Origin of the sequence: Hymenobacter translucens (genome assembly GCF_020685205.1) — a bacterium.
GTDB classification, from domain to species: Bacteria; Bacteroidota; Bacteroidia; order Cytophagales; family Hymenobacteraceae; genus Hymenobacter; species Hymenobacter translucens.
This window is the reverse complement of sequence record NZ_JAJERB010000008.1, coordinates 114,805-134,268: the sequence shown is the minus strand read 5'-3', so window position 1 is coordinate 134,268 and position 19,464 is coordinate 114,805. Positions and strand designations below refer to the sequence as shown.

Annotated in this window: 15 protein-coding genes and 1 pseudogene; 5 read left to right on the top strand and 11 right to left on the bottom strand. The window is 62.0% G+C overall.

All coding sequences use genetic code 11. From position 1 onward, the window contains the following. Nucleotides 1-96 precede the first annotated feature (96 nt). The 3 genes from LJY25_RS16970 to LJY25_RS16965 all read left to right on the top strand — a co-directional run bounded on the left by LJY25_RS16970 (nucleotide 97) and on the right by LJY25_RS16965 (nucleotide 5,004). Entirely contained in the window at nucleotides 97-2,766 is a 2,670-nt protein-coding gene (locus tag LJY25_RS16970; protein WP_227609651.1) for a PIG-L deacetylase family protein, read from the top strand. 397 nt (nucleotides 2,767-3,163) lie between these two features. Next, nucleotides 3,164-3,292: a hypothetical protein gene (locus LJY25_RS21290; RefSeq protein WP_262908834.1), complete on the top strand. Its 129-nt coding sequence runs from the start codon at nucleotides 3,164-3,166 to the stop codon at nucleotides 3,290-3,292. After that, the gene (locus tag LJY25_RS16965) at nucleotides 3,289-5,004 is read left to right on the top strand and encodes a sodium:solute symporter (protein ID WP_227609650.1); all 1,716 of its coding nucleotides are present in this window, start codon (nucleotides 3,289-3,291) and stop codon (nucleotides 5,002-5,004) included. The genes LJY25_RS21290 and LJY25_RS16965 overlap by 4 nt, the downstream gene beginning before the upstream one ends. Before the next feature lie 132 nt (nucleotides 5,005-5,136). On the opposite strand, the gene LJY25_RS16960 is transcribed toward LJY25_RS16965, so the two are convergent. The 8 genes from LJY25_RS16960 to LJY25_RS16925 all read right to left on the bottom strand — a co-directional run bounded on the left by LJY25_RS16960 (nucleotide 5,137) and on the right by LJY25_RS16925 (nucleotide 13,757). Beyond that, nucleotides 5,137-6,030: a DUF2911 domain-containing protein gene (locus LJY25_RS16960; RefSeq protein ID WP_227609649.1), complete on the bottom strand. Its 894-nt coding sequence runs from the start codon at nucleotides 6,028-6,030 to the stop codon at nucleotides 5,137-5,139. Nucleotides 6,031-6,162: 132 nt separating this feature from the next. Next, on the bottom strand, nucleotides 6,163-6,696 hold the full coding sequence (locus tag LJY25_RS16955) for a YcxB family protein (RefSeq protein ID WP_227609648.1): 534 nt from the start codon (nucleotides 6,694-6,696) through the stop codon (nucleotides 6,163-6,165). A gap of 239 nt (nucleotides 6,697-6,935) precedes the next feature. Next, a complete protein-coding gene (locus LJY25_RS16950; protein WP_227609647.1) occupies nucleotides 6,936-8,792 on the bottom strand; it encodes an ABC transporter ATP-binding protein in 1,857 nt (618 codons plus the stop codon). A gap of 97 nt (nucleotides 8,793-8,889) precedes the next feature. Then, complete coding sequence (locus LJY25_RS16945; RefSeq protein WP_227609646.1) at nucleotides 8,890-9,375, bottom strand: energy transducer TonB; 486 nt, start codon at nucleotides 9,373-9,375, stop codon at nucleotides 8,890-8,892. 208 nt (nucleotides 9,376-9,583) lie between these two features. Next, nucleotides 9,584-10,324, bottom strand: coding sequence for a class I SAM-dependent methyltransferase (locus tag LJY25_RS16940; protein ID WP_227609645.1), 741 nt, complete (start codon nucleotides 10,322-10,324; stop codon nucleotides 9,584-9,586). An 89-nt stretch (nucleotides 10,325-10,413) separates the two neighbouring features. After that, entirely contained in the window at nucleotides 10,414-11,892 is a 1,479-nt protein-coding gene (locus LJY25_RS16935) for a sodium:solute symporter (RefSeq protein WP_227609644.1), read from the bottom strand. A gap of 173 nt (nucleotides 11,893-12,065) precedes the next feature. After that, complete coding sequence (locus tag LJY25_RS16930) at nucleotides 12,066-13,082, bottom strand: MBL fold metallo-hydrolase (RefSeq protein WP_227609643.1); 1,017 nt, start codon at nucleotides 13,080-13,082, stop codon at nucleotides 12,066-12,068. Between the two features lie 93 nt (nucleotides 13,083-13,175). Further along, nucleotides 13,176-13,757, bottom strand: a complete 582-nt coding sequence (locus tag LJY25_RS16925; RefSeq protein ID WP_227609642.1) for a porin family protein — start codon at nucleotides 13,755-13,757, stop codon at nucleotides 13,176-13,178. Between the two features lie 129 nt (nucleotides 13,758-13,886). On the opposite strand from LJY25_RS16925, the gene LJY25_RS16920 reads away from it, so the two are divergent. Continuing rightward, on the top strand, nucleotides 13,887-14,537 hold the full coding sequence (locus LJY25_RS16920) for a hypothetical protein (RefSeq protein WP_227609641.1): 651 nt from the start codon (nucleotides 13,887-13,889) through the stop codon (nucleotides 14,535-14,537). 183 nt (nucleotides 14,538-14,720) lie between these two features. Here the strand turns inward: LJY25_RS16920 and LJY25_RS16915 are convergent. The 3 genes and pseudogenes from LJY25_RS16915 to LJY25_RS16905 form a co-directional block, all read right to left on the bottom strand. After that, nucleotides 14,721-15,674, bottom strand: a pseudogene (locus tag LJY25_RS16915) (MFS transporter); the annotation flags it as partial. Between the two features lie 124 nt (nucleotides 15,675-15,798). Continuing rightward, the gene (locus tag LJY25_RS16910; protein ID WP_227609639.1) at nucleotides 15,799-17,637 is read right to left on the bottom strand and encodes a M61 family metallopeptidase; all 1,839 of its coding nucleotides are present in this window, start codon (nucleotides 17,635-17,637) and stop codon (nucleotides 15,799-15,801) included. A 178-nt stretch (nucleotides 17,638-17,815) separates the two neighbouring features. Next, nucleotides 17,816-18,496, bottom strand: coding sequence for a class I SAM-dependent methyltransferase (locus tag LJY25_RS16905; protein ID WP_227609638.1), 681 nt, complete (start codon nucleotides 18,494-18,496; stop codon nucleotides 17,816-17,818). A gap of 231 nt (nucleotides 18,497-18,727) precedes the next feature. Between LJY25_RS16905 and LJY25_RS16900 the strand changes: the two genes are divergently transcribed. Continuing rightward, on the top strand, nucleotides 18,728-19,444 hold the full coding sequence (locus tag LJY25_RS16900) for a phosphatase PAP2 family protein (RefSeq protein ID WP_227609637.1): 717 nt from the start codon (nucleotides 18,728-18,730) through the stop codon (nucleotides 19,442-19,444). Nucleotides 19,445-19,464 lie beyond the last annotated feature (20 nt).

The window sequence follows — 19,464 nt, the reverse complement described above, 5'->3', positions numbered from 1 at the left end:
CCACTAGCCGGGTTTTGCCCCCGGACAAGCTTGCGGCGGCGTAGTAAGGCTGCGCGGGTTTCCGGTAACTTCGCGGCCCTAACCGGTTTCGTTTGTATGACCCGCTTTCTTCGCCCGCTGCTGCTGGCCTTGCTGCTGCCGCTTGCCGCCTTGGCCCAGGCACCCAAAACCTATACCTCGTCGGAGATCCTGCTCGGGCTCAAGAAGCTGAACGTGCTGGGCTCGGTGCTGTACATTGCCGCCCACCCCGACGATGAGAACACCCGCCTGATTTCCTACCTGGCCAATGGCCGCCTGCTCGAAACCGGCTACCTGAGCTGCACCCGCGGCGACGGGGGCCAGAACCTGATCGGGCCGGAGCTGCGCGAGCAGCTGGGCGTGATTCGCACCCAGGAGCTGCTAGCGGCCCGCCGCATTGATGGGGGCAAGCAGTTTTTCACCCGCGCCAACGACTTCGGCTTCAGCAAGACGGCGGAGGAGACGTTCACCATCTGGGACAAGGAGCAGGTGCTGGCCGACATGGTCTGGGTTATCCGCCAGCGCCGCCCCGACGTGCTCATCACCCGCTTTCCACCCGACGCCCGGGCCGGGCACGGCCACCACACCGCCTCCGCCATCCTGGCTGCCGAAGCCTTCGACGCCGCCGGGGACCCCAAGCGGTTTCCCGAGCAGCTGAAGTACGTGGATGTATGGCAGCCCAAGCGGCTGTTCTGGAACACCGGCTCGTTTTTCGTGAAGCCCGGCGAGAATATGGACGGCTACCTCAAGCTCGACGCGGGCGGCTTCAACCCGCTGCTGGGCCAGAGCTACGGCGAAATTGCCGCCCGCAGCCGCTCCCAGCACCGCAGCCAGGGCTTCGGCTCAGCCGCTACCCGGGGCGAGGCGCTGGAGTATCTGCAGCAGGTGAAAGGCGACAAAGCCAGTAAAGACCCGTTCGAGGGCATCGACCAGAGCTGGAACCGGGTAAAAGGTGGCGCCGCTGTGGGCAAGCTCATTGACGAGGTAATTCGGAAGTATGACCCGAGCAACCCGGCTGCTTCAGTGACAGGGCTGCTGAAGGTTCGGGCGGCTGTTGATAACTTGCAGCCAGCCGCCGGTACCGGGTATTCAGCTACCTATCAGCCTTTAGCTCCCGATGTAGCAACTGGTGAATTTTGGAAATGGCAGAAAGTGAAGCAGATAGAGAATCTGATTCAGGCTGCACTGGGTCTTTACGTCGAAGCAACAACTAACACGGCAACGGCGACGGTTGGACAGCCCGTGGAGGTGACGTATGATTTGATAAACCGTTCCAGCGTTCCGGTAGGACTCACTTCAATAACCAGTTCCCCACGGTCAGTTGGAGGTGACACCATCGTTCAAGATGCTTTCAAGCTGGATAAGCCCTTACGCATTACAAAGCGCCAGTTGATACCTCTTTTTGTTCAGGAGTCACAACCTTATTGGTTGCGGGAGAGTGGAACAGTAGGGATGTATATGGTTCCTGAGAAGATCCCTATAGGTTACGATAGTGACAGGAGTTCTTCTTACAAAACCAGAGCGGAAGCAACCCAAGCCCATATATCAGCAGAGAAGACGCCCAACCAGTTTTTGGTACGCCAACAGTTGATTGGTCAGCCTGAAAATCTTGCTGCCGTTGCTGCAAACCTAAGCTTGAGGGTAGGAAACAGTGATTTTTCACTGAATCTGACCATACCCGTTCAATACAAGCGCACGGACCCGGTGCTGGGTGAGTTGTATCAGCCCCTGACTGTCGTGCCGCCCGTAGCGGTCAACATTGGCGGACAAGCATACATCTTCGCTGAAAACCAGCCCAAGACCGTTCCCGTCACGCTGAAAGCCGGCCGCGCTGATGCCAAAGGCACCGTGGTGCTGCAGGTGCCGGCGGGCTGGAAGGTGGAGCCGGCCAGCATTCCGTTCGACATCAAAAACAAGGACGAGGAGCGCACCGTGACCTTCCAGGTGCAGCCCACCGGCAAAAATGAAAGCGCCGGCCAGCTCCGGGCCGTGGCTACGCTCGATGGGCAGCCCTACAGCCGGGGCATCCAGACCATCAACTACCCCCACATTCCGGTCCAGACGCTGTTTCCCGAGGCTGTGGCACCGCTCGTGAAGCTGGATCTGAAGCGCAAGGCCCAGGAAATCGGCTACCTGATGGGTGCCGGCGACGAGGTTCCCGACGCCCTGCGCCAGCTCGGCTACAGCGTGTCGATGCTCAAGGCCGAAGACCTCAATGCCGACCGGCTGAAGCGCTTCGACGCGGTGGTGCTGGGCGTGCGGGCCTACAACACCCTCGACCGGCTGAAGTACCAGCAAAAAGAGCTGCTGGAGTACGTGGAGAAGGGCGGTACCGTCATCGTGCAGTACACCGTGAGCCGGGGCACGGTGCTGCCCGAAATCGGACCCTACCCGTTGAAGCTTTCCTCTGACCGCGTAACGGTGGAAAACGCGCCCGTCACCTTCCTCAAGCCCCAGCACCCGCTGCTGAACGTGCCCAATAAGATTACGAGCAAGGACTTCGAAGGTTGGCAGCAGGAGCAGGGCCTGTACTACCCCAGCTCCTGGGACCCCAAGTATCAGACCATCATCAGCTCCCAGGACCCCGGGGAAAAAGCCAAGGAAAGCGCCATCCTCGTGGCCGACTACGGCAAGGGCCACTACATCTACACCGGTCTGTCGTTTTTCCGGGAGCTGCCTGCCGGCGTGCCCGGGGCCTACCGCCTGTTCACAAACATGATTGAGCTGGGCCAGCAGAAGGGAAAGTAAAAATCGGAACCTCCCCTCCTCAGCTGAGGAGGGGGATGCCGTGCCGAAGGCGCGGCTGGGGTGGTTGACGTCGTTGCTGACGTTGTTTATTCAGAACGTAATCCTGAGCAGAGCGAAGGACCTTAGCACCGCAGAACGACAATCAGTCGAACGAATAGCCAAGCAATGACTCGTTTGATCCTGATAAGGTCCTTCGCAGGCTCAGGATGACAACTAAAAAGGTCAGCAGCTAAAAGCCATGAGCTAATATCGCCAACAACTTAATCACCCCGCCCTTCGGGTACCCACGCCGCTTGATGCGCGGGATTTGAAAATAAGGAGGGGAGTTTTACCGCCCAACATCACGCAAGGAGAACCTAACTTGCCAGCCTATCCTGCCCACCAACCCCTCCCGCCCGTGCCCACTGCTGCTGAAACTGAGAAACCGCCGTTGCTGCCGTCGTGGCGGGCGTGGTACTGGCTGGTGCTGGCTGCGCTGGGCTCGGAAATCGGGCTTTTCGTGTACTTAACTCATTCCTTCGCGTGAGCGGGCTCGACTGGCTGGTGCTGGCGGGCACCCTGGCGTTTATCGTGGGCTACGGCACCTGGCGCACCCGCAAGGCCGGCCGCTCCCTGGATGCCTACCTGCTCGGCGGGCGGCAGGCCAATTGGTGGGGCATCGGGCTGAGCATCGTGGCCACCCAGGCGTCGGCCATCACCTTTCTGAGCACCCCGGGCCAGGCTTACGACGACGGGATGCGCTTTATTCAGTTTTACTTTGGCCTGCCGGTCGCCATGGTGCTGATTGCCATCTTCGCCGTGCCGCTTTACCACCGGCTCCAGGTTTTTACGGCCTACGAGTACCTCGAAACCCGTTTCGGCCGCCCCACCCGCACCCTGGCGGCCTTGCTGTTTCTGGTTCAGCGGGGGCTGAGCAACGGCCTTTCCCTCTACGCCCCGGCCCTGGTTTTGTCGGCTATTCTGGGGTGGAACGTGAGCCTGACGGTCTGGCTGATCGGGGGGCTGATGATCAGCTACACCGTGACCGGCGGCACCCGGGCCGTGGCCGTAACCCAGCAGGGGCAGGTGGCCATTATCTTCACCGGCATGGTAGTGGCGGGCTTTCTGCTCGTGCATTACCTGCCGGCCGACGTCGGCTTCGGCGACGCGATGCGCCTAGCCGGGCACCAGGGCAAGCTCAACCTCGTCGACTTTCACTTCGACCCCAAGGACCGCTACAACTTCTGGACCGGCATGACCGGCGGGCTGTTCCTGGCTCTTTCGTACTTCGGCACCGACCAAAGCCAGGTGCAGCGCTATCTGGCCGGGCAGAGCATCACCGAAAGCCGGCTGGGGCTGCTGTTCAACGGCCTGGTCAAGATTCCGATGCAGTTTGGCATTCTGCTGATCGGGGTGCTGCTGTTCGTGTTCTACCAGTTCAACCAACCCCCGCTTACCTTCAACCGCCCGGTGCAGGAGCAGCTCTCCGCCAGCCCCACCCACGCGGCGGCGCTGCGGGCCCTCGAGCAGCGCCAGACGGCGCTCTTTGCGCCCCAGCAGGCCGCGGCCGGGCAGCTTATCCGCACCCTGCGCACCAACGACCAGGCCGCCCAGCAGGCCGCCCAGCAGCAGCTCGACGCGGCCACTACCTCCCTAAAGCAAGTGCGCACCGACCTGAACGCCCTGGTCAAGGAGGCTGTGCCCACCGCCGAAGCCAAGGACACCGACTACGTGTTTCTGAGCTTCGTGCTCCGCTACCTGCCCCACGGCCTGGTAGGGCTGCTGATTGCGGTGGTGTTGTGCGCGGCCATGAGCAGCGCCGCTGCCGGCCTCAACGCGCTGGCGTCCACCACCATCATCGACCTGTACCAGCCCAATGTGCGCCGGCGGGTAGATGAGCAGCACTACGTGCGGGCCTCGCGCTGGGCCACCATCACCTGGGGCGTCCTGGGCATCGGATTCGCCCTGTTTGCCGCCCGAATGGAAAACCTGATCCAGGCCGTCAACATCCTGGGCTCCCTGTTCTACGGCACCATTCTGGGTATTTTCGTGGTGGCCTTCTTTCTGAAAAGCATCGGCGGCCGGGCCGTATTTCTGGCTGCGCTGATTACCCAGGCCATCATCTTCCTGCTGTTCTGGCAGACCGACGTAGCCTACCTCTGGTACAACATCATCGGCTGCGCGCTGGTGATGCTGCTGGGTGCGCTACTCCAGGCCCTGCTGCCCGGAACAGCCGAAAAAATGGTTGACGCGGCGTAAGAAACCGGGCAGCAGAGCCGGCGCCGCACGAGCACCCGAAAGCAAAAAAGCCCCAACCGTTAAGGAAGGGGCTTTTTGCATTTGACTGGCAGAACGAGCGGCGGCCTGGAGCGTACCGGCTGCCGCTGCCCGCTACTTGGCGCCGCTGTTCTTTTTGGCTTCGGCCGCCAGGTCTTCGTTCATTTTCACGTAGTCGGCATTCTTGGCGTCGAGGGCCAGCTTGCGCGATTGCTCGGCCGAGGCCATGGCACCCTTGTAGTCCTTCATCTTCATCTTGATTTTGGCCTCGTGGTGCAGGTTCCAGAACTTGGGGTCATTCGCATTGGCTTTCTGAATCCACTCCAGCGCCTGCTTCATGTCCTTGTTGTTTTCATAGTAATACACGGCGGCAGCGGCGTAGTCGTTGGCCGTGGCTGCCGTTCCCTTGATGACTTTCTCATCAATCTGGGCCATTACCTTGGGGTCCACATCGGTTGCCAGCTTGAACTTAACGCCGGTCAGGGCCCACTGGATATCGATGTTGGCCGTGGCGGGGGTAAGGTCGGAGAAGCCGATGGTGAACGTTTCGACGGTGTTGCCCAGCTTGTAAGGCTTTACCGAGAAACGGGCCACGTCCTGGTCGTCCTTGAAGTTGTCGACGTCGGCGCCCTGCTTGGTGCTCTTGTTCAGCACCACCAGCCACTCCGTCTTGTTGGGAATGGTGTAGATGCCGTACTCACCGGCCGGTACCTTCTTGCCCTCCAGCGTCACGTCGTCGGAAAACTTGATGGTGGTCGTGCTGTTGGCGCCGGTGCGCCACCGCTTGCCGAAGGGAACCACCGTACCGTAGATGGTGCGGCCCTTGGCGCTGGGGCGGTAATAGGTGATGGTAACGTCGGTAAGGCCTACGCGCTGGGTCACGGTGCTTTTGGGACTGGCAGCGGGCGTGCTGATCTGGGCCTGGGCAGCCGAAGCAAGCAGCAGGCCGCTCACCAGCAGGGTAGCGCCGGCAGCGCGCGAAGACGTCAAAACGGAAGAGGAAATCATAGTAAGGGAAATGTGTGAGTTGGACGAGTAAAAATAGAGAAATCCAGCTCATCCGCTGCATTTTCTGGGCACGTTGTTCCGGGATTTACACCGTAGGTTTCTCCGGCTGGCTGCCAGGAGCGCCGGCATTGGCTAAAGCTGCCGGGCCGGCACCGGCAGGCCTGGAAGCAGGGCCAGCAGGTCAGCCCGGGTAGCGGGCGGCTGTACCAGGTCCAGGTTAAGGTAGTAGCAGTGTTCCACCGAAGTGTAAAGCAAAAGCCAGTGCTGCACGGGCTCCACGCGGTAGAAGTCCGTCCAGCGAAAAAAACGGGCCCCGCCGCTTTCATGCACGGTGATGCCCGCCGGTTCGACAGTAAAGCTGGTCGGCTGCTGCACGCTGGGTTGCTGCCGGAAGGCGCGGCGGTACTCCCAGCGCTGGTACAGCAAACCCAGCACGGAGAAGACGGTGGCTGTTACCACCCAGGAAAACCAGTTTCCGCCGGCCCAGTACGTGATGGTCGCTGAGGAAACCAGCAGCACCGCCCAACGCCGAAACATACCTTTCCAGGAGTCGGAGGAAGCCGGCTTCGGGGCCTTCAGTTCCGGATAGCGCCGCCGCTGCTGCTCCTGGTGAATGGCTTCAAATTCGGTGAAGGAAACGGTAGAGGGCGCAATCTGGATCGGCACGAGGATAAGGATTAGCGCAGCTGCCCTGCGGTATCGGTTTTAATGGACGACCTCATGAGGGGTAATGTCTGAGGTAGCCGCCTTAAGGTAGGCATAAGGTAGAATGCAAAGGGCGGAGTCCCGCTCCGCCCTTTTTCATTTTTTTGCGTGACCGGTGACTCATAGTCAAAAAGCTCTCATCGGCTTGGTTCTGCAAAAAGCTATCAGCCAACAGCCAGCTGCTAACAGCTCTAGACAAATCAGCTTAACTCAAACTGTAGCTTGAGCAGGTTGGCATACAGGCCATTGTCGCTGTTGCTCAGCTCTTCGTGGGTGCCTTGCTCCACGATCCGGCCGCCTTCAATCACCAGGATCTTGTCGACTTTGCGGATGGTGCTCAGACGGTGGGCAATGATGATGCTGGTCCGGTCTTTCATCAGCTCGTCCATGGCGCCCTGCACCAGCTTCTCGCTTTCGGAGTCGAGGGCCGAGGTGGCTTCGTCGAGGATGAGGATGGCGGGGTTTTTCAGGATGGCGCGGGCAATGGCAATGCGCTGGCGCTGTCCGCCCGACAGCTTGATGCCCCGCTCGCCTACCACGGCATCCAGTCCTTCGGGAAACGAGCTGATGAACTGCCAGGCGTTGGCTTTGCGGGCCGCCGCCACGATTTCGGCCTCACTGGCGTCGGTCTTGCCGTAGGCGATATTCTCGCGGATGGTGCCGCCGAACAGCAGCGTTTCCTGGGGCACGATGCCGATGTGGCTGCGCAGCTCGGTAAGGTCCAGCTGGCGGATGTCGTGCCCGTCGACCAGGATTTTGCCGGCGCTCAGCTCGTAGAACTGCATCAGCAGCTGCACGATGGTGCTTTTGCCGGCCCCACTCGGGCCCACCAGGGCAATTTTCTCGCCGGCCTGAATGTCGAAGCTGATGTCCTTAAGCACCGGCAGGTCGGGGCGGGTGGGGTAGCTGAAGGCCACGTTCTGGTAGTCGATGTCGCCGCGCACCTGTAGGGGGGCGGTGCCGGTCAGGCGGGGGCGGTGCGTCGGCTCGGTGGGCTCGTCGAGGATTTCCAGAATCCGCTCCGAGGCGCCCAGCGTGCTTTGCACCTTGCCGTACAGCTCGCCCAGACCGGCCACCGAGGCCCCGATAAACATGGTGTAGAGAATAAAGGCGATAAGCTGCCCCACTTCCAGATGATCAGGGCCGGTAGCGCTGACCAGGGTAGCACCTCGCCACAAGACCAGAATAATGCCTCCGAACAGGCCAATGATGATAAACGACACAAAGGCGCCGCGGTACAGATTGCTTTTTAGCGCCAAGGTCACTGTGCGGCCCAGCGTATAGTTGTAGCGCCCAATCTCGAACTGCTCATTCGTAAACGCCTTCACCGTGTTGATGGCTTGCAGCGTCTCTTCCACAATCACGTTTGACTTGGCCAGTTCCTCCTGAGTTGCTTTCGACAGCTTGCGAATGCCGCGCCCAAACACCAGCGCCGCCAGCACCAGCACCGGGAAGGTCGCCAGCATGAACAGGGCCAGCTTCCAGGAGGTAATCATAATCAGCACGATGCCTCCGATAAGCGTAAAAACCTGACGGAATAACTCGGCCAGGGTCAGGGAGAAAGTGTCCTGAATCTGGGACACGTCGGAGGTGATGCGGGAGGTGATGGCACCAACGCGGTTTTTCTCGAAGAACGGAATCGGCAGGCTAACGAACTTGGCATATAGGCCCTGCCGGATGTCGCGCACGGTAAACTCGCTTACCCGGGTGAAAAACCAGATGCGCCCGAACGAAAAGATGCCCTGTAGTACAATGACAGCAAACAGAGCCAGCGCAATATTATTGACGTTCAGCGTGAAGCCGCGCAGCATGGGAGCCGGCTTGCCCAGGGAAGCTGCCGTGGCCGCATCAACCAGTTTCCCGGCCACCCACGGAAAAGCCATGAACGTGGCACTCGACAGAAAGAGCAGCAGCAGCCCAACAATGAACTTGGCCCGGTAGGGCAGCACGAACCGGAAGATCCGCAGCCCCTGCTGAAAGCTTTCCTTGGTAATCTTCTTCTTCGGTGCGTCCGGTTCAAGGGACGTACCGCTGGTATTTATTCCACTACGGGCCATATTTCTCAGGGCTTAGGGACTTAGAATCGTAGACCTTAGGGTACGGGTAGGCTGGCTGACCTCCCCGGGCTAAGACCTGCGTGCTGCGCCCTAATAACTACTCAAACTTTACTTTGCCCTTCTGCTTTTCCACCACCAGGGTCGAGGAGTTGCCGAAAGGGATGGGCAGGCGCACCTGGATGGGCATCGGTTCACCGCGGCGGGTAGCGGGCTTCCAGGCGGGCATCAGGGCCAGCACCCGCAGGGCCTCCGCGTCACACTCCGGGCTCAGGCTCGTTACTACCGTAGGGTTGCTGATGCGGCCGTCGGCTTCCACCGTAAAGGCCGTCACCACGTTGCCCATAATCTTTTTGACGCCGGCGGCCTCCGGATATTTTACATTCAACTGAAAAAACTCGCCCAAGGCCTTGGCGCCGCCTACGAACTGGGGCGGCACGTCGGGGCGATTGGGGGTCGGCTTGCGCTGGCCTTTCACTTGTCCGGGCTTGAGCTCAATGGGTTGCTTGGCCGGGGCGGCGGGCTGCTGCGCCCGGGCCGTTAGGCTGCCCGCCAGGACGAACAGCAGCAAAGTCAGTTGTTTCACGCGGATAAGGCAGGTTAGGTGAAAGCCGGGCGGGCGACCGGAAAGAGCCGCCCCAAGCAAGCTAAAGGCTGGTTGCGGGTAAATAGTTTCGACCAGCCAGACCACAAAGATACGCAGGTTTCAAAGCGGCCGGCTCCATACCGTCAGCTGATATTCAGCCCGTGCCTTTTGCCCCGTCGCTTACCCGTTATCCCGCCCGCCGCAGGCTTTACAGCACCCGGAAGGCCACCTGGTAGTAGTTGTTGACGGCGGCCAGCACCTCGGTCTGCACGTAAAACGAGCGGCAGTAGTCGGTGAAGGCTGAAAACTCGTGGGTAGGCACGTTGAACTCGTCGAACAGCAGAATGTCGCCGCTTTGCAGGTAGGGGTGCAGGCTGGTCAGCACGTAGAGCGTAGCCGTGAACAGGTCCGCGTCGAGGTGAATGACGCGACGGTGGGTCAGAGGCGTGCTGCGCAGAAAGCTGGGCAGGGTCTGCTGAAACAAACCGGCGTAGAACTGGCAGCGGGCGTCGTTCATCTCCGGAATCTGCTTGCCGGTGCTCATGTCGCCCTTCTTGAACAGGCCCCAGTCTTCGGGCAGGCCCGTGAAGGTGTCGAACCCGTGGAACCGGCTGTCGGGATGCTGGTTCTGCGCAGCCCACCACCGGAACGAGTCTCCGGCCGCCACGCCAAACTCCAGGTAGCTGATAGGCCCATCCAGCTTTTCGCGCTCCAGCACGAATTTATACAGCTCGTAGCGCTTCTGGTAGTTGAAGACGGCCGAGGGAAAGTCGTTGAACGGTACCTGGCGGTGCCGGGCCACCCACGCGCCCAGCTGGGTCATGCGGCTGAGCCAGAACATCGGGAAGAAAATCCAGCCCAGCAGGTTGTGCAGGCCAAAGCGCAGGAAAACGTACTTAAGACGGCCGGGCAGGCGGCGCAGAAAGAGGTTGTTCGGGCTGAACAGCATAGGTACTGATTAATTGTCCGTTGTCAGTTGTCCGTTGTTAGTTGTCAGGTCGTTACAGGGCCTGACAACTAACAACGGACAACTGACAACTAAACCGCAACCGCGGTGCGAGTGGAGGCGGGGCGGGAAATGGCGAGCAGGGCCAGAAAGGTAATCGCGCCGTTGAGCAGCAGGATCTCGAAGCCGAACTTGTAGCCGTTAAACCACGCTTCGGAGTTGGCGTTGATAATGTAGGTGATGATGGGGGCCGCGGCGCAGACGGGCAGCACCAGCCGGTCGTGGAGGCCACGGTGGGTAAGGATGCCGAACGAGAACAGCCCCAGCAGCGGCCCGTAGGTGTAGCCCGCCGCCTTGAACACGGCCGTAATCAGGCTCTGGTCGTTGAGAGCCTTGAAGATCAGGATGATGACGATGAGCACCACCGAGAAGCCAAAGTGGGTAAGCTGGCGCAGCTTGGTTTGCCGGGCCTCCGGGTACTGGCGGATATCCAGAAAGTCGACGCAGAACGAGGTCGTCAGCGCGGTCAGGGCCGAGTCGGCGGAGGCGTAGGTGACGGCAATGATGCCCAGGATAAAGATGATGCCGGCAAACAGGGTGAAGTGCTGGGTGGCCAGCAGCGGAAACACGTTGTCGCCCACCACCTTGCCTTCGGCGTTGGTCAGGGAAATGCCTTTGGCAGCGGCAAACTGATACAGCAGCACGCCCAGGGTCAGGAACAGGATGTTCACGAACACCAGCACGATGGTAAACCAGAACATGTTTTTCTGGGCGTCGCCCAGGCTGCGGCAGCTCAGGTTCTTCTGCATCAGGTCCTGGTCCAGGCCGGTCATCACGATGGTGATAAAGGCGCCCGAGGCAAACTGCTTCCAGAAGAACTTGTCGTCGCGAAAGTCAGAGAAGTAGATCTGCGACATCGAGCTTTCCTTTACGGTGCGCACCAGCTCGGCAAAGCCCAGGTTCAGCTCCGACGAAATCAGGTAGATGCTCACGCCCACGCACAGCAGCATGGCCATGGTCTGGAAGGTGTCAGTCCACAGAATGGTTTTCAGGCCGCCCCGGAAGGTGTAGAGGTAGATCAGCAGAATGCTCACGGCCACCGTCACGGCAAAGGGCACGCCCATCTTATCGAACACGGCCAGCTGCAGCACGCCCGCCACCAGGTAGAGGCGGAACGCCGAGCCCACGGCCCGGGAAATCAGAAAGAATAAAGCCCCGGTCTTGTAGCTCCAGAACCCGAAGCGCTGCTCCAGGTAGCCGTAAATCGACACCAGCCGCAGACGGTAGTAGAGCGGCATTAATACCAGTCCGATTACCAGGTAGCCCACCAGGTAGCCGAAAACCACGGCCATGTAGCTCCAGGCCTGCGACTGCACCATGCCCGGCACCGAGATAAAGGTGACGCCCGACAGAGAGGTGCCAATCATGGCAAACGCCACCATGTACCAGGGCGCGTTGCGGTTGGCCACGAAGAAGCTTTCACTGGTCGCCTTGCGCGAGGTGAGCAGGGCAATGACGATCAGAATGGTGAAGTAGCCCGCAACGAGGCTCAGAACGAGGGTGGGGGACATGGTGGTTTTAGCTGTTAGCTGCTAGCTGTTGGCTGTTAGCTTTTTTGAGGCAGAACGAACTGGCCGGTAGCCGAAACGGCTGCTGCCAGGTCATGTCCGGCTGAATCTCGGGGAAAAACAGCCGGAACGGAACATCAAAGCTAACAGCCATCAGCCAAAAGCTAACAGCTAAATTATTCCCATTCCCGCCAGCACATGATTTCGCCTACGGCGGGGGTGTGCAGGTCGCCGCGCAGCATCTGCCCGTGGGCCACGTCCTGCAGGGTGCGCAAAGGTTCCGAGGCCGGCTCGTCCGACAGATCAAACGTGCCATGGTGCATGGGCACGAGGTGGCCGGCCCGCAGCACGTTGCAGGCTTTGGCCGCTTCGTGGGGGTTCACGTGGCTGAGCTGCATCATAAACGGCGGCTTGTACGCTCCGATGGGCATCAGCACGATGTCGAGCGGCCCGAACTGCTGCTCGATCTGCTCGAAGTGCGGGCCCCAGGCCGTGTCGCCGGCGAAGTAGATAAGCTTATCGTTAGCCCGGATCAGAAAAGAGCCCCAGAGCACCTTGTTCAGGTCAGTAGCGCCGCGACGGTGCCAGTGCATGGCGGGCAGGTAGTAAATGTCGATGGCTGCTTCGGGGCCCAGGTCGAACTGCTGCCACCAGCCGGCTTCCTGCACGCCGATGCCCGGGGCCATGTCGTTGAGCAGTGGGGTCATGCCTAGCGGGGCCAGAATCTGCATCCGGGCGTTGCGCATCGCCACCTGCGCTACCGACTTCTCATCCAGATGGTCGCGGTGCCCGTGGGAAATCAGCAGAAAGTCGATGCCGCGCACGTCCTCGGGGCGGCAGGGCAGGGGGTGGCGCCGCCGCAGGAAGGGCGAGTCGAACAGCAGCGGGTCGAACAGCAGCGTGGTGCCCGCGGCCCGCAACAGAAAGGTTGAGTGCCCCAGCCACACAAGCATATCGTCCGTCGACAAAAAGGCCTCGGCGCAGGGCACTACTTCGGGCACCCAGGCGTCTGCCTTCTTTTCTTCCTTCTGCGGATTCGAGCTCAACACCTTCCAGCGGAAAACGTCGGCAAACCGGGGCGTGAACAGCGTTTCGCCGTTGGCAAACTGCGCCCCGAACTTCTTGTTGCCGGGGTAGCCCGGGCGGATGGTCTTTAGGGTCTCGTTGCGAACGAAGGTGATGCGGGCGGGCATGCAGAGTAGCGGGAGGAAAAGGCGGCGGGCGGCATTCCGGCGCCGGGTAACGCTCACTGCTGCGCTGAAAGCAGCCGGGAGCGGCAGATGAGGTTAGCGAACCGGCAGGGTGTGGTCCTGGAAGGCGGGCGTGCCGAAAAACGTCGTGTTCGGATTCACGTAGCCGGGAGCCGAATAGCCCGAGCTGTAGCGGATGCCGCCCGATACGGAAAAATGCTCGGAAATCAGGTAGTCGGCCCGCATGCTGAATCCCGAGCCCGGCGAGGAAAAGCCGGCGTACGGGTTCACCCGCAGCCCCGGGGCAGACGGCGTGAGGTCTTTCCAGGCCGTACCGGTCAGTGCCAGGCGGGGCGACACGGCGTACTGCCCGCCGGCCTGCACCAGCAGCCGGTTCAGACCGGGCTGAGCGAGTACGCGACCTTCTGATGCGCTGAGGGCTGCCCCCGGGAACTGCCGCAGGTAGGTAAGTCCGCCAAAGGCGGTGAAGCGACTGGTCAGCCGGTAGGAGGCCGTGGGGCTCAGGTAAGAAGCGCCGCCGTAGCCGCTGGTCAGCCAGGTGCCGGCCTGCAGGCTGTAGGAGACCCGGGGGGCCGGCCGGCCGGGCGCCGCCGACTGTGCGGTGGCGGGCAGAGTCAGTCCGGAGAATGTCAGCAGACCGATAAAGAAGCGAAGCATCGGGAAAAAGATAAGGGCTACACCGGGGTTGGTCTTCCCAAGATACAAAATTACCGGCCTTTGGCTGGGCCGCCGGGCCAAAGCCCGCCCCCAAATGTATACTTTCGGCTTTTCCCCGCCGCGCCGTCCATGTCCGACCTGCTCACCTACCGCCAGTTTTCCACCCCCGAGGCCGCCCACGACCTGCTGGAGCTGTTCCGTACCCACGGGCTGGCGTTTGAGACCGAGCTGGAAAAGCCTTTCTTCGACCCGGCTTTTGCAGTCAATCCCACCAGCACCTACTTCAACGTAAAGCTGCGGGCCGTCGACTTTGAAACGGCCCGGCAGCTGGAGGACGAGGCCAGTCAGGAGCAGCTACCCAATGTGGCCCCCGACCATTATCTGTACAGCTTCAGCGACGAAGAGCTGTTCAATATCCTGGTGGCGCCCGACGAGTGGAGCGCCCTCGATGTGAACCTGGCCCGCCACCTGCTGCGGGAGCGGGGGCAGGACGTAAGCTCCGGGCAGCTGTCGTTGCTGCGCAGCCGCCGCCTGGCCGAGCTGTCTCAGTCCGAGCCGAGCCGGCCGGGGTGGGTGTTCTTTGGCTACGTGTCGGCGGTGCTGGGCGGGATAGTCGGAATTTTCATCGGCTGGCACCTGTACACGCATAAAAAGCAGTTGCCCAACGGCAAGCGGGTGTACGCCTCCGGCCCCGAAGACCGGAAGCACGGGCGCCTGATCCTGGTTCTGGGCAGCATCGGTCTGGTGTTCTGGACCCTGGTCCGGCTATTCCTGGTTTGATTCGGACAGCGCCGCTTGCCGGCCCGGGCGGGCCTGCCAGGCTACGGCCGCCAGGCAAACGGTAAACCAGGCCCAGGGCAGCCGCAGGTCCAGCACCGACAACGCCCCGAACACAAGCGTCGTGGCGAAGCTGGCCAGCCCCTGCAGCGCCTGGTTCAGGCCGAACAGTTCGCCCCGGTCCTCATCGGTGGTGCGCTGGGCCAGCAAACCTTCCAGCAGCCCCTGAATAAGTGAAAGCGTGAGGCAGTCGATGGTCACCAGCACGTAGAGGGCCACGCGTGATGTGCCGATCAGGCCGTAGCCGGCCAGGGCCGGTACGCCGAGCAGCGCGAGCCAGAAAATGGCCTGGCGCTGGTTGAGGCGGTCGGCCAGGTACGTGTAGAAGCCGTAGTTGAGCACGATGCTCAGGCCCCCGAAGTACATGAAGAAGTAGGCTATTTCGCGGGCACTCAGCTTAAGCTCGCCCAGGCTGGCAAAGGGCACGAAGTAGAAGTAGTAGCCCGTGCTGAGCGTGAGGGCCAGCTGCATCAGCACCACCGGCCGGATTCCCCGGCCTGGCGTGTCCCTGGCCTGCAGGCGGTGCCAGAGCGTAAGCGGGTTCAGGGCCAAGGCCAGCTCGGCCCGCAGCTCGGCCCCGCGCACCCCGTTGCGCTGCCGGTGGGTTTCGCGCAGCAGCAAGCTCAACCCGACGTTCAGAGCCGACAAGCCCACCGCCAGCCCTACCACGTAGCGCACCTGCCGGTCGGCGGGCACGTCGAGGACCGTAAGCAGCAGGCCGGCGGCCATGGGCCCCAGCACGAAGCCCAGGGAAATGATGGCGCCCTCGAGGCCCAGGTTCTTGAACAGCTCGTCTTTGCGCGAGAGGTCGGTAATGGCTGAGCGGACGGTGGCGTACATGCCATTGGTGAGCCCGTCGCTGACGCGGTTGGTAAAGAACAGCCCCGCCCGCACCGGCAGCAGCAGGGTATTGGCCACCAGCGTACCCACGGCCGACAAGATCAGAATGGGCCGGCGCCCGTACCCGTCGGACAAGCGGCCCAGGACCGGAGCTGAAAACAGCTGCACACCCAGAAACAGCGCCGTGCCCAGGGACAGCCACAGCTGAGGCCGGGGCAGACCGCGCACAAAGTCCGGCATCACCGGCCCGATAGCCGAGCCCACCACGACGTCAATCAGAATAATAGCGTAGATCAGCAGCAGCCGTGGGGTCATATAATCAGGCTGATGGCTTTTAGCTGTTAGCTGCCAGGGCGCTTTTACCCTACTTCGACTTCCACTTGCTGCCGAGCCAGGCGGTGCGGAACTGCTGCATTTTTTTGGTTACCGGGCGGCCGGCTTTTTCATAGGAAACCACTTCCAGGCTCGGATCCTCGTAGAGGGTAACCTGGGCCGTGCGGGGCAGGGTGCGGGAGTGGTACTCGACGCGGATGACGTCGCCGGGCTTGTGGCGGCCCAGCAGCTCGGCCAGCTCGGCCCGGCTGCGCAGCTTCTGTCCGTCCAGGCTCAGGATCTTGTCTTCCCGGTCGAGACCGGCTACGTAAAGCGGGGTGCCCACCAGCGTGTTGCTGCCCAGGGTGATGGTGCTGTCGGCAAACGTAAGCTGAACCGGGCCCAGGCTGGCTTTGCCGGCGTTAGTCCGGCGTACCAGCAGCCCGGCCGGAGCCAGTAGCTTCTCAAAGTCAGGAAGCTGGTGACCCAGCAGGTGGCGGCGGAAGAACGTGCCCGCAAAGGCGGTATCCTTCGCCACCTGGCCCAGGACGCGCTGGACGTCGGCCAGGGTGTAGGGCGCGGCGGGAGCGAAGTTCGCCTGGGGCTTGCCGTGCTGCAGCCACATGGCTTGCATAAAGACATCAAGCGTGGTCTTGTGATTCTGGCGCAGCTCGAGGTCCAGGGCCAGGGCGTTGGCGCCGCCGATTTCGTAGTACGACAGGTAAGTGTTGGCGCGGTTGCCGGGGTCGATGGAAGCGGCGGCATCCACGAAGGGGGCCTGCTGACTCATTTCCACCGGGGAGTACTGCTTGGCGCCGGGCGAGTTGAGCAGGGCATTCACCAGACCGCTCAGCGCACTCTGGCTGTACTGCTCGTCGGTTAGTAAGCCGGCCCGGCGCATGATTAGCCCCCCGTAATACTGGGTAAAGCCCTCGGCCAGCCATAGGCTGTTGCTCATGTTGGCCCGCTCGAAATCGAAAGGCTCCAGGTCGCGGGGGCGGATGCGCTCCACGTTCCAGGCGTGGAAAAATTCGTGCGACACCGTGCCCATGTTGCGCATCGCGCCCGTGCGCAGGGGCTGCGAGGAGGTGAGGCTGGTGGAGTTGCGGTGTTCCATGCCGTCACTACTGGCCTGGGGCAGATAGTTGGCAATAAAGGTGTAGCGCCCGAAGTCGAAGGCCGGCAGCTCCCCGAACACGGCCGAAGCCTCGCGGGTGACGGCCTGGGCCTGCTTGGCAAACTGGTCGAACTCAGCTTCGGTGCCGTCGTGGAGCAGGTCAAACTCGATGGTGCGGCCTTCCTGCTGCCAGGTGCGCCGGGCGTGGTTGCCTAGAGAAACGGGGCTATCCATCAGGTACTGCAGGTGAGGCGCGGTCCAGGTAATGCCGGCTACGTCGGGCTGGAGCTGGGTCGACACCTTCCAGCCGGTCGGTAGCTCAAAACGCACCGCCGCCGGGCGTTGCTCCAGGCCCCGGGCGTAGGCCAGGGTAGCCGGAATGTTCAGGTGGGCGTGCTGGGCGTCGATGCCGGCATAGGTACCGTCGATGCGGTCGGCGTAGAGCGTGTAGCTGAAGCGCACGGTGCCGTCGTGCCCGGCCACGTCCCAGCCGTAGGGGTCAGGCCGGCTGATGCTCAGGGTCTTGCCTTTGGAATCGGTGGCCTGTACGGCGTACACATTCTTGGCAAACTCGTGCAGGGCGTAGCGCCCGGGCGAGGAGCGGGCCATCCGCACCGAAAGCGCGCCGGCAGGCAGCTCCGGGAACACGACGGTTATCTGAGCCTCGTGGTGCAGGGCATTCGGAAAGCGCAGCAGGTACTGAACCGGGGCCTGGGCCAGCGTGACCAGGGGCAGCAGCAGGGAAAGCAGGAAGGCAAAGGCGGAATTCCGCATAGAGGGCAGCAGATGATAGGGCGGGAGAAGACGAAAGGCTAAAGGTAGGCGGCCGGCGCAGCTAAAGCAGTCTGCCGCCGGGAAAAAGCACTCTATTCCAGGCGGCGGCACCTCACGGCCACCGGAGCGGGCAGCGCGAAACGCATCCAGTGACCTGCGCTTGCGGCGGCCGGGGAAATCAGGCCGGTTCGGCAACCGGGGCCGGAATGGTGCGCGGGGCCATGCGGAATATGCTGCCGGCTACGAGTCCGCCGTAGAACTGCTCGGCCGGCCCGGCGCTGAGCCCAAGTCGGGTCAGCTCGGCCCGCAAATCCGGAATGGCATGCCCGCTAATGCCGGTCGTCAGGCGGAAAAAGCGGTACATCATCGTCAAAAGCCCTTTCTGCCAGAACCGCTTGGGCGGGCAGAAGTCGGCCAGCAGCCACGCGGCCCCGGGCCGCAGCGCCCGATGCAGGCGGCGCAGGATATGACCCAGCCGCAGGGGCTCGAACAGATCCAGGAAAAAGAAAGTCAGCACGGCGTCGAACGTTTCTTCGGCCTTCAGAAAGTCTTCGGTGCCCAGGCGCAGCTCCACCTGCCGCCCCGCCTCGGGCGTGAGGCCGGCTACGACCTGCCGCGACCGGGTCAGCATGGCTGGCGACGCTTCGAGGTAAAGAATGCTGGCCTGGGGGCGCAGCCGGAGCACTTCCCCGATAATCCAGCCCGAGCCGCCCCCGATAATCAATACCCGCGGCTCCCCCTCCGGCAGACCCCGCAGGGCCGCCTGCTGCGCCTGCTGCAGAGCCCGCCCAAATACCAGCCGGGCCAGCAGATCATAAACGGGCGCAACCCGGTCGAAGCCGGCGTCGGGAAGGGACATGGGGAAGGGTACTGATATGGGAGAAAGGCGCGGAGGTGTCAGGAGTGTTTGACGGGGATGGACCGCCGGGGTTGTGGTTTTCTGCGAAAATTCCACTACCCGTTTGCCGGCCGGCCTGGCTAAAGGAACACCGGGGCAGGCTGCCCGCCGGATGCTGCGAATGGGAGAAAGCAGTTTCGGGAAAGGAAAAGGGGCCAACATCCGGTCAAGCGAAAGCGTACGGGATGGCACATGAATACGTACCTGCGTCGTTTGCTGGCCAGCCTGGCTTTGTTTGCCGCCGAGTTCACGCTGACTTTGGCCGTGGGGCTGGTGGGCATCGTGGCTTTTCTGGTCATTGGCCGCGAGGTGCTCGACCAGGACGTGGCGTCCTTCGACGCCTGGGCGTTCGACTGGGCGCACCGGGTGCTCGGGGAAAATGCCCAGGGCTGGGTGCGGGCCGTTACGTTTCTGGCTTCCCGCAACTTTATAACGGTGGCGGCGCTGGCGCTTATTGCCTATGTGCTGCGGCGGCGGCGCCACCGCTGGTACTCGCTGGTGGTACCGGTCGTGGCCCTGGGCAGCATTACGCTCAATCTGGTTCTGAAAAGCGTGTACAACCGGCCCCGGCCCCTGCTGCCGCTGGTGTCGGCGTCGGGGCTGAGCTTTCCGAGCGGGCACGCCATGATCAGCGCCTCGTTCTATGGCCTGCTGATTTACCTGGTCCACACCCACGCCCGCACCACCGCCTTGCGCTGGACGCTCACGCTCCTGCTCACGGCGCTGATTCTGCTCATCGGCCTCACCCGGGTATACCTGCGGGTGCACTACGCCTCCGACGTGCTGGCCGGGCTGCTGGGCGGGCTGGTGTGGCTGGTCATTGCCATTCCGCTGCTCAACCGAATTGAAATAGCCGTCCGGAACCGGGTGAAGCCGGGGGCGCAAGTCCTTGAAAAACAGCCTTTGTAAGCTCTGAAAGGAATTTATTT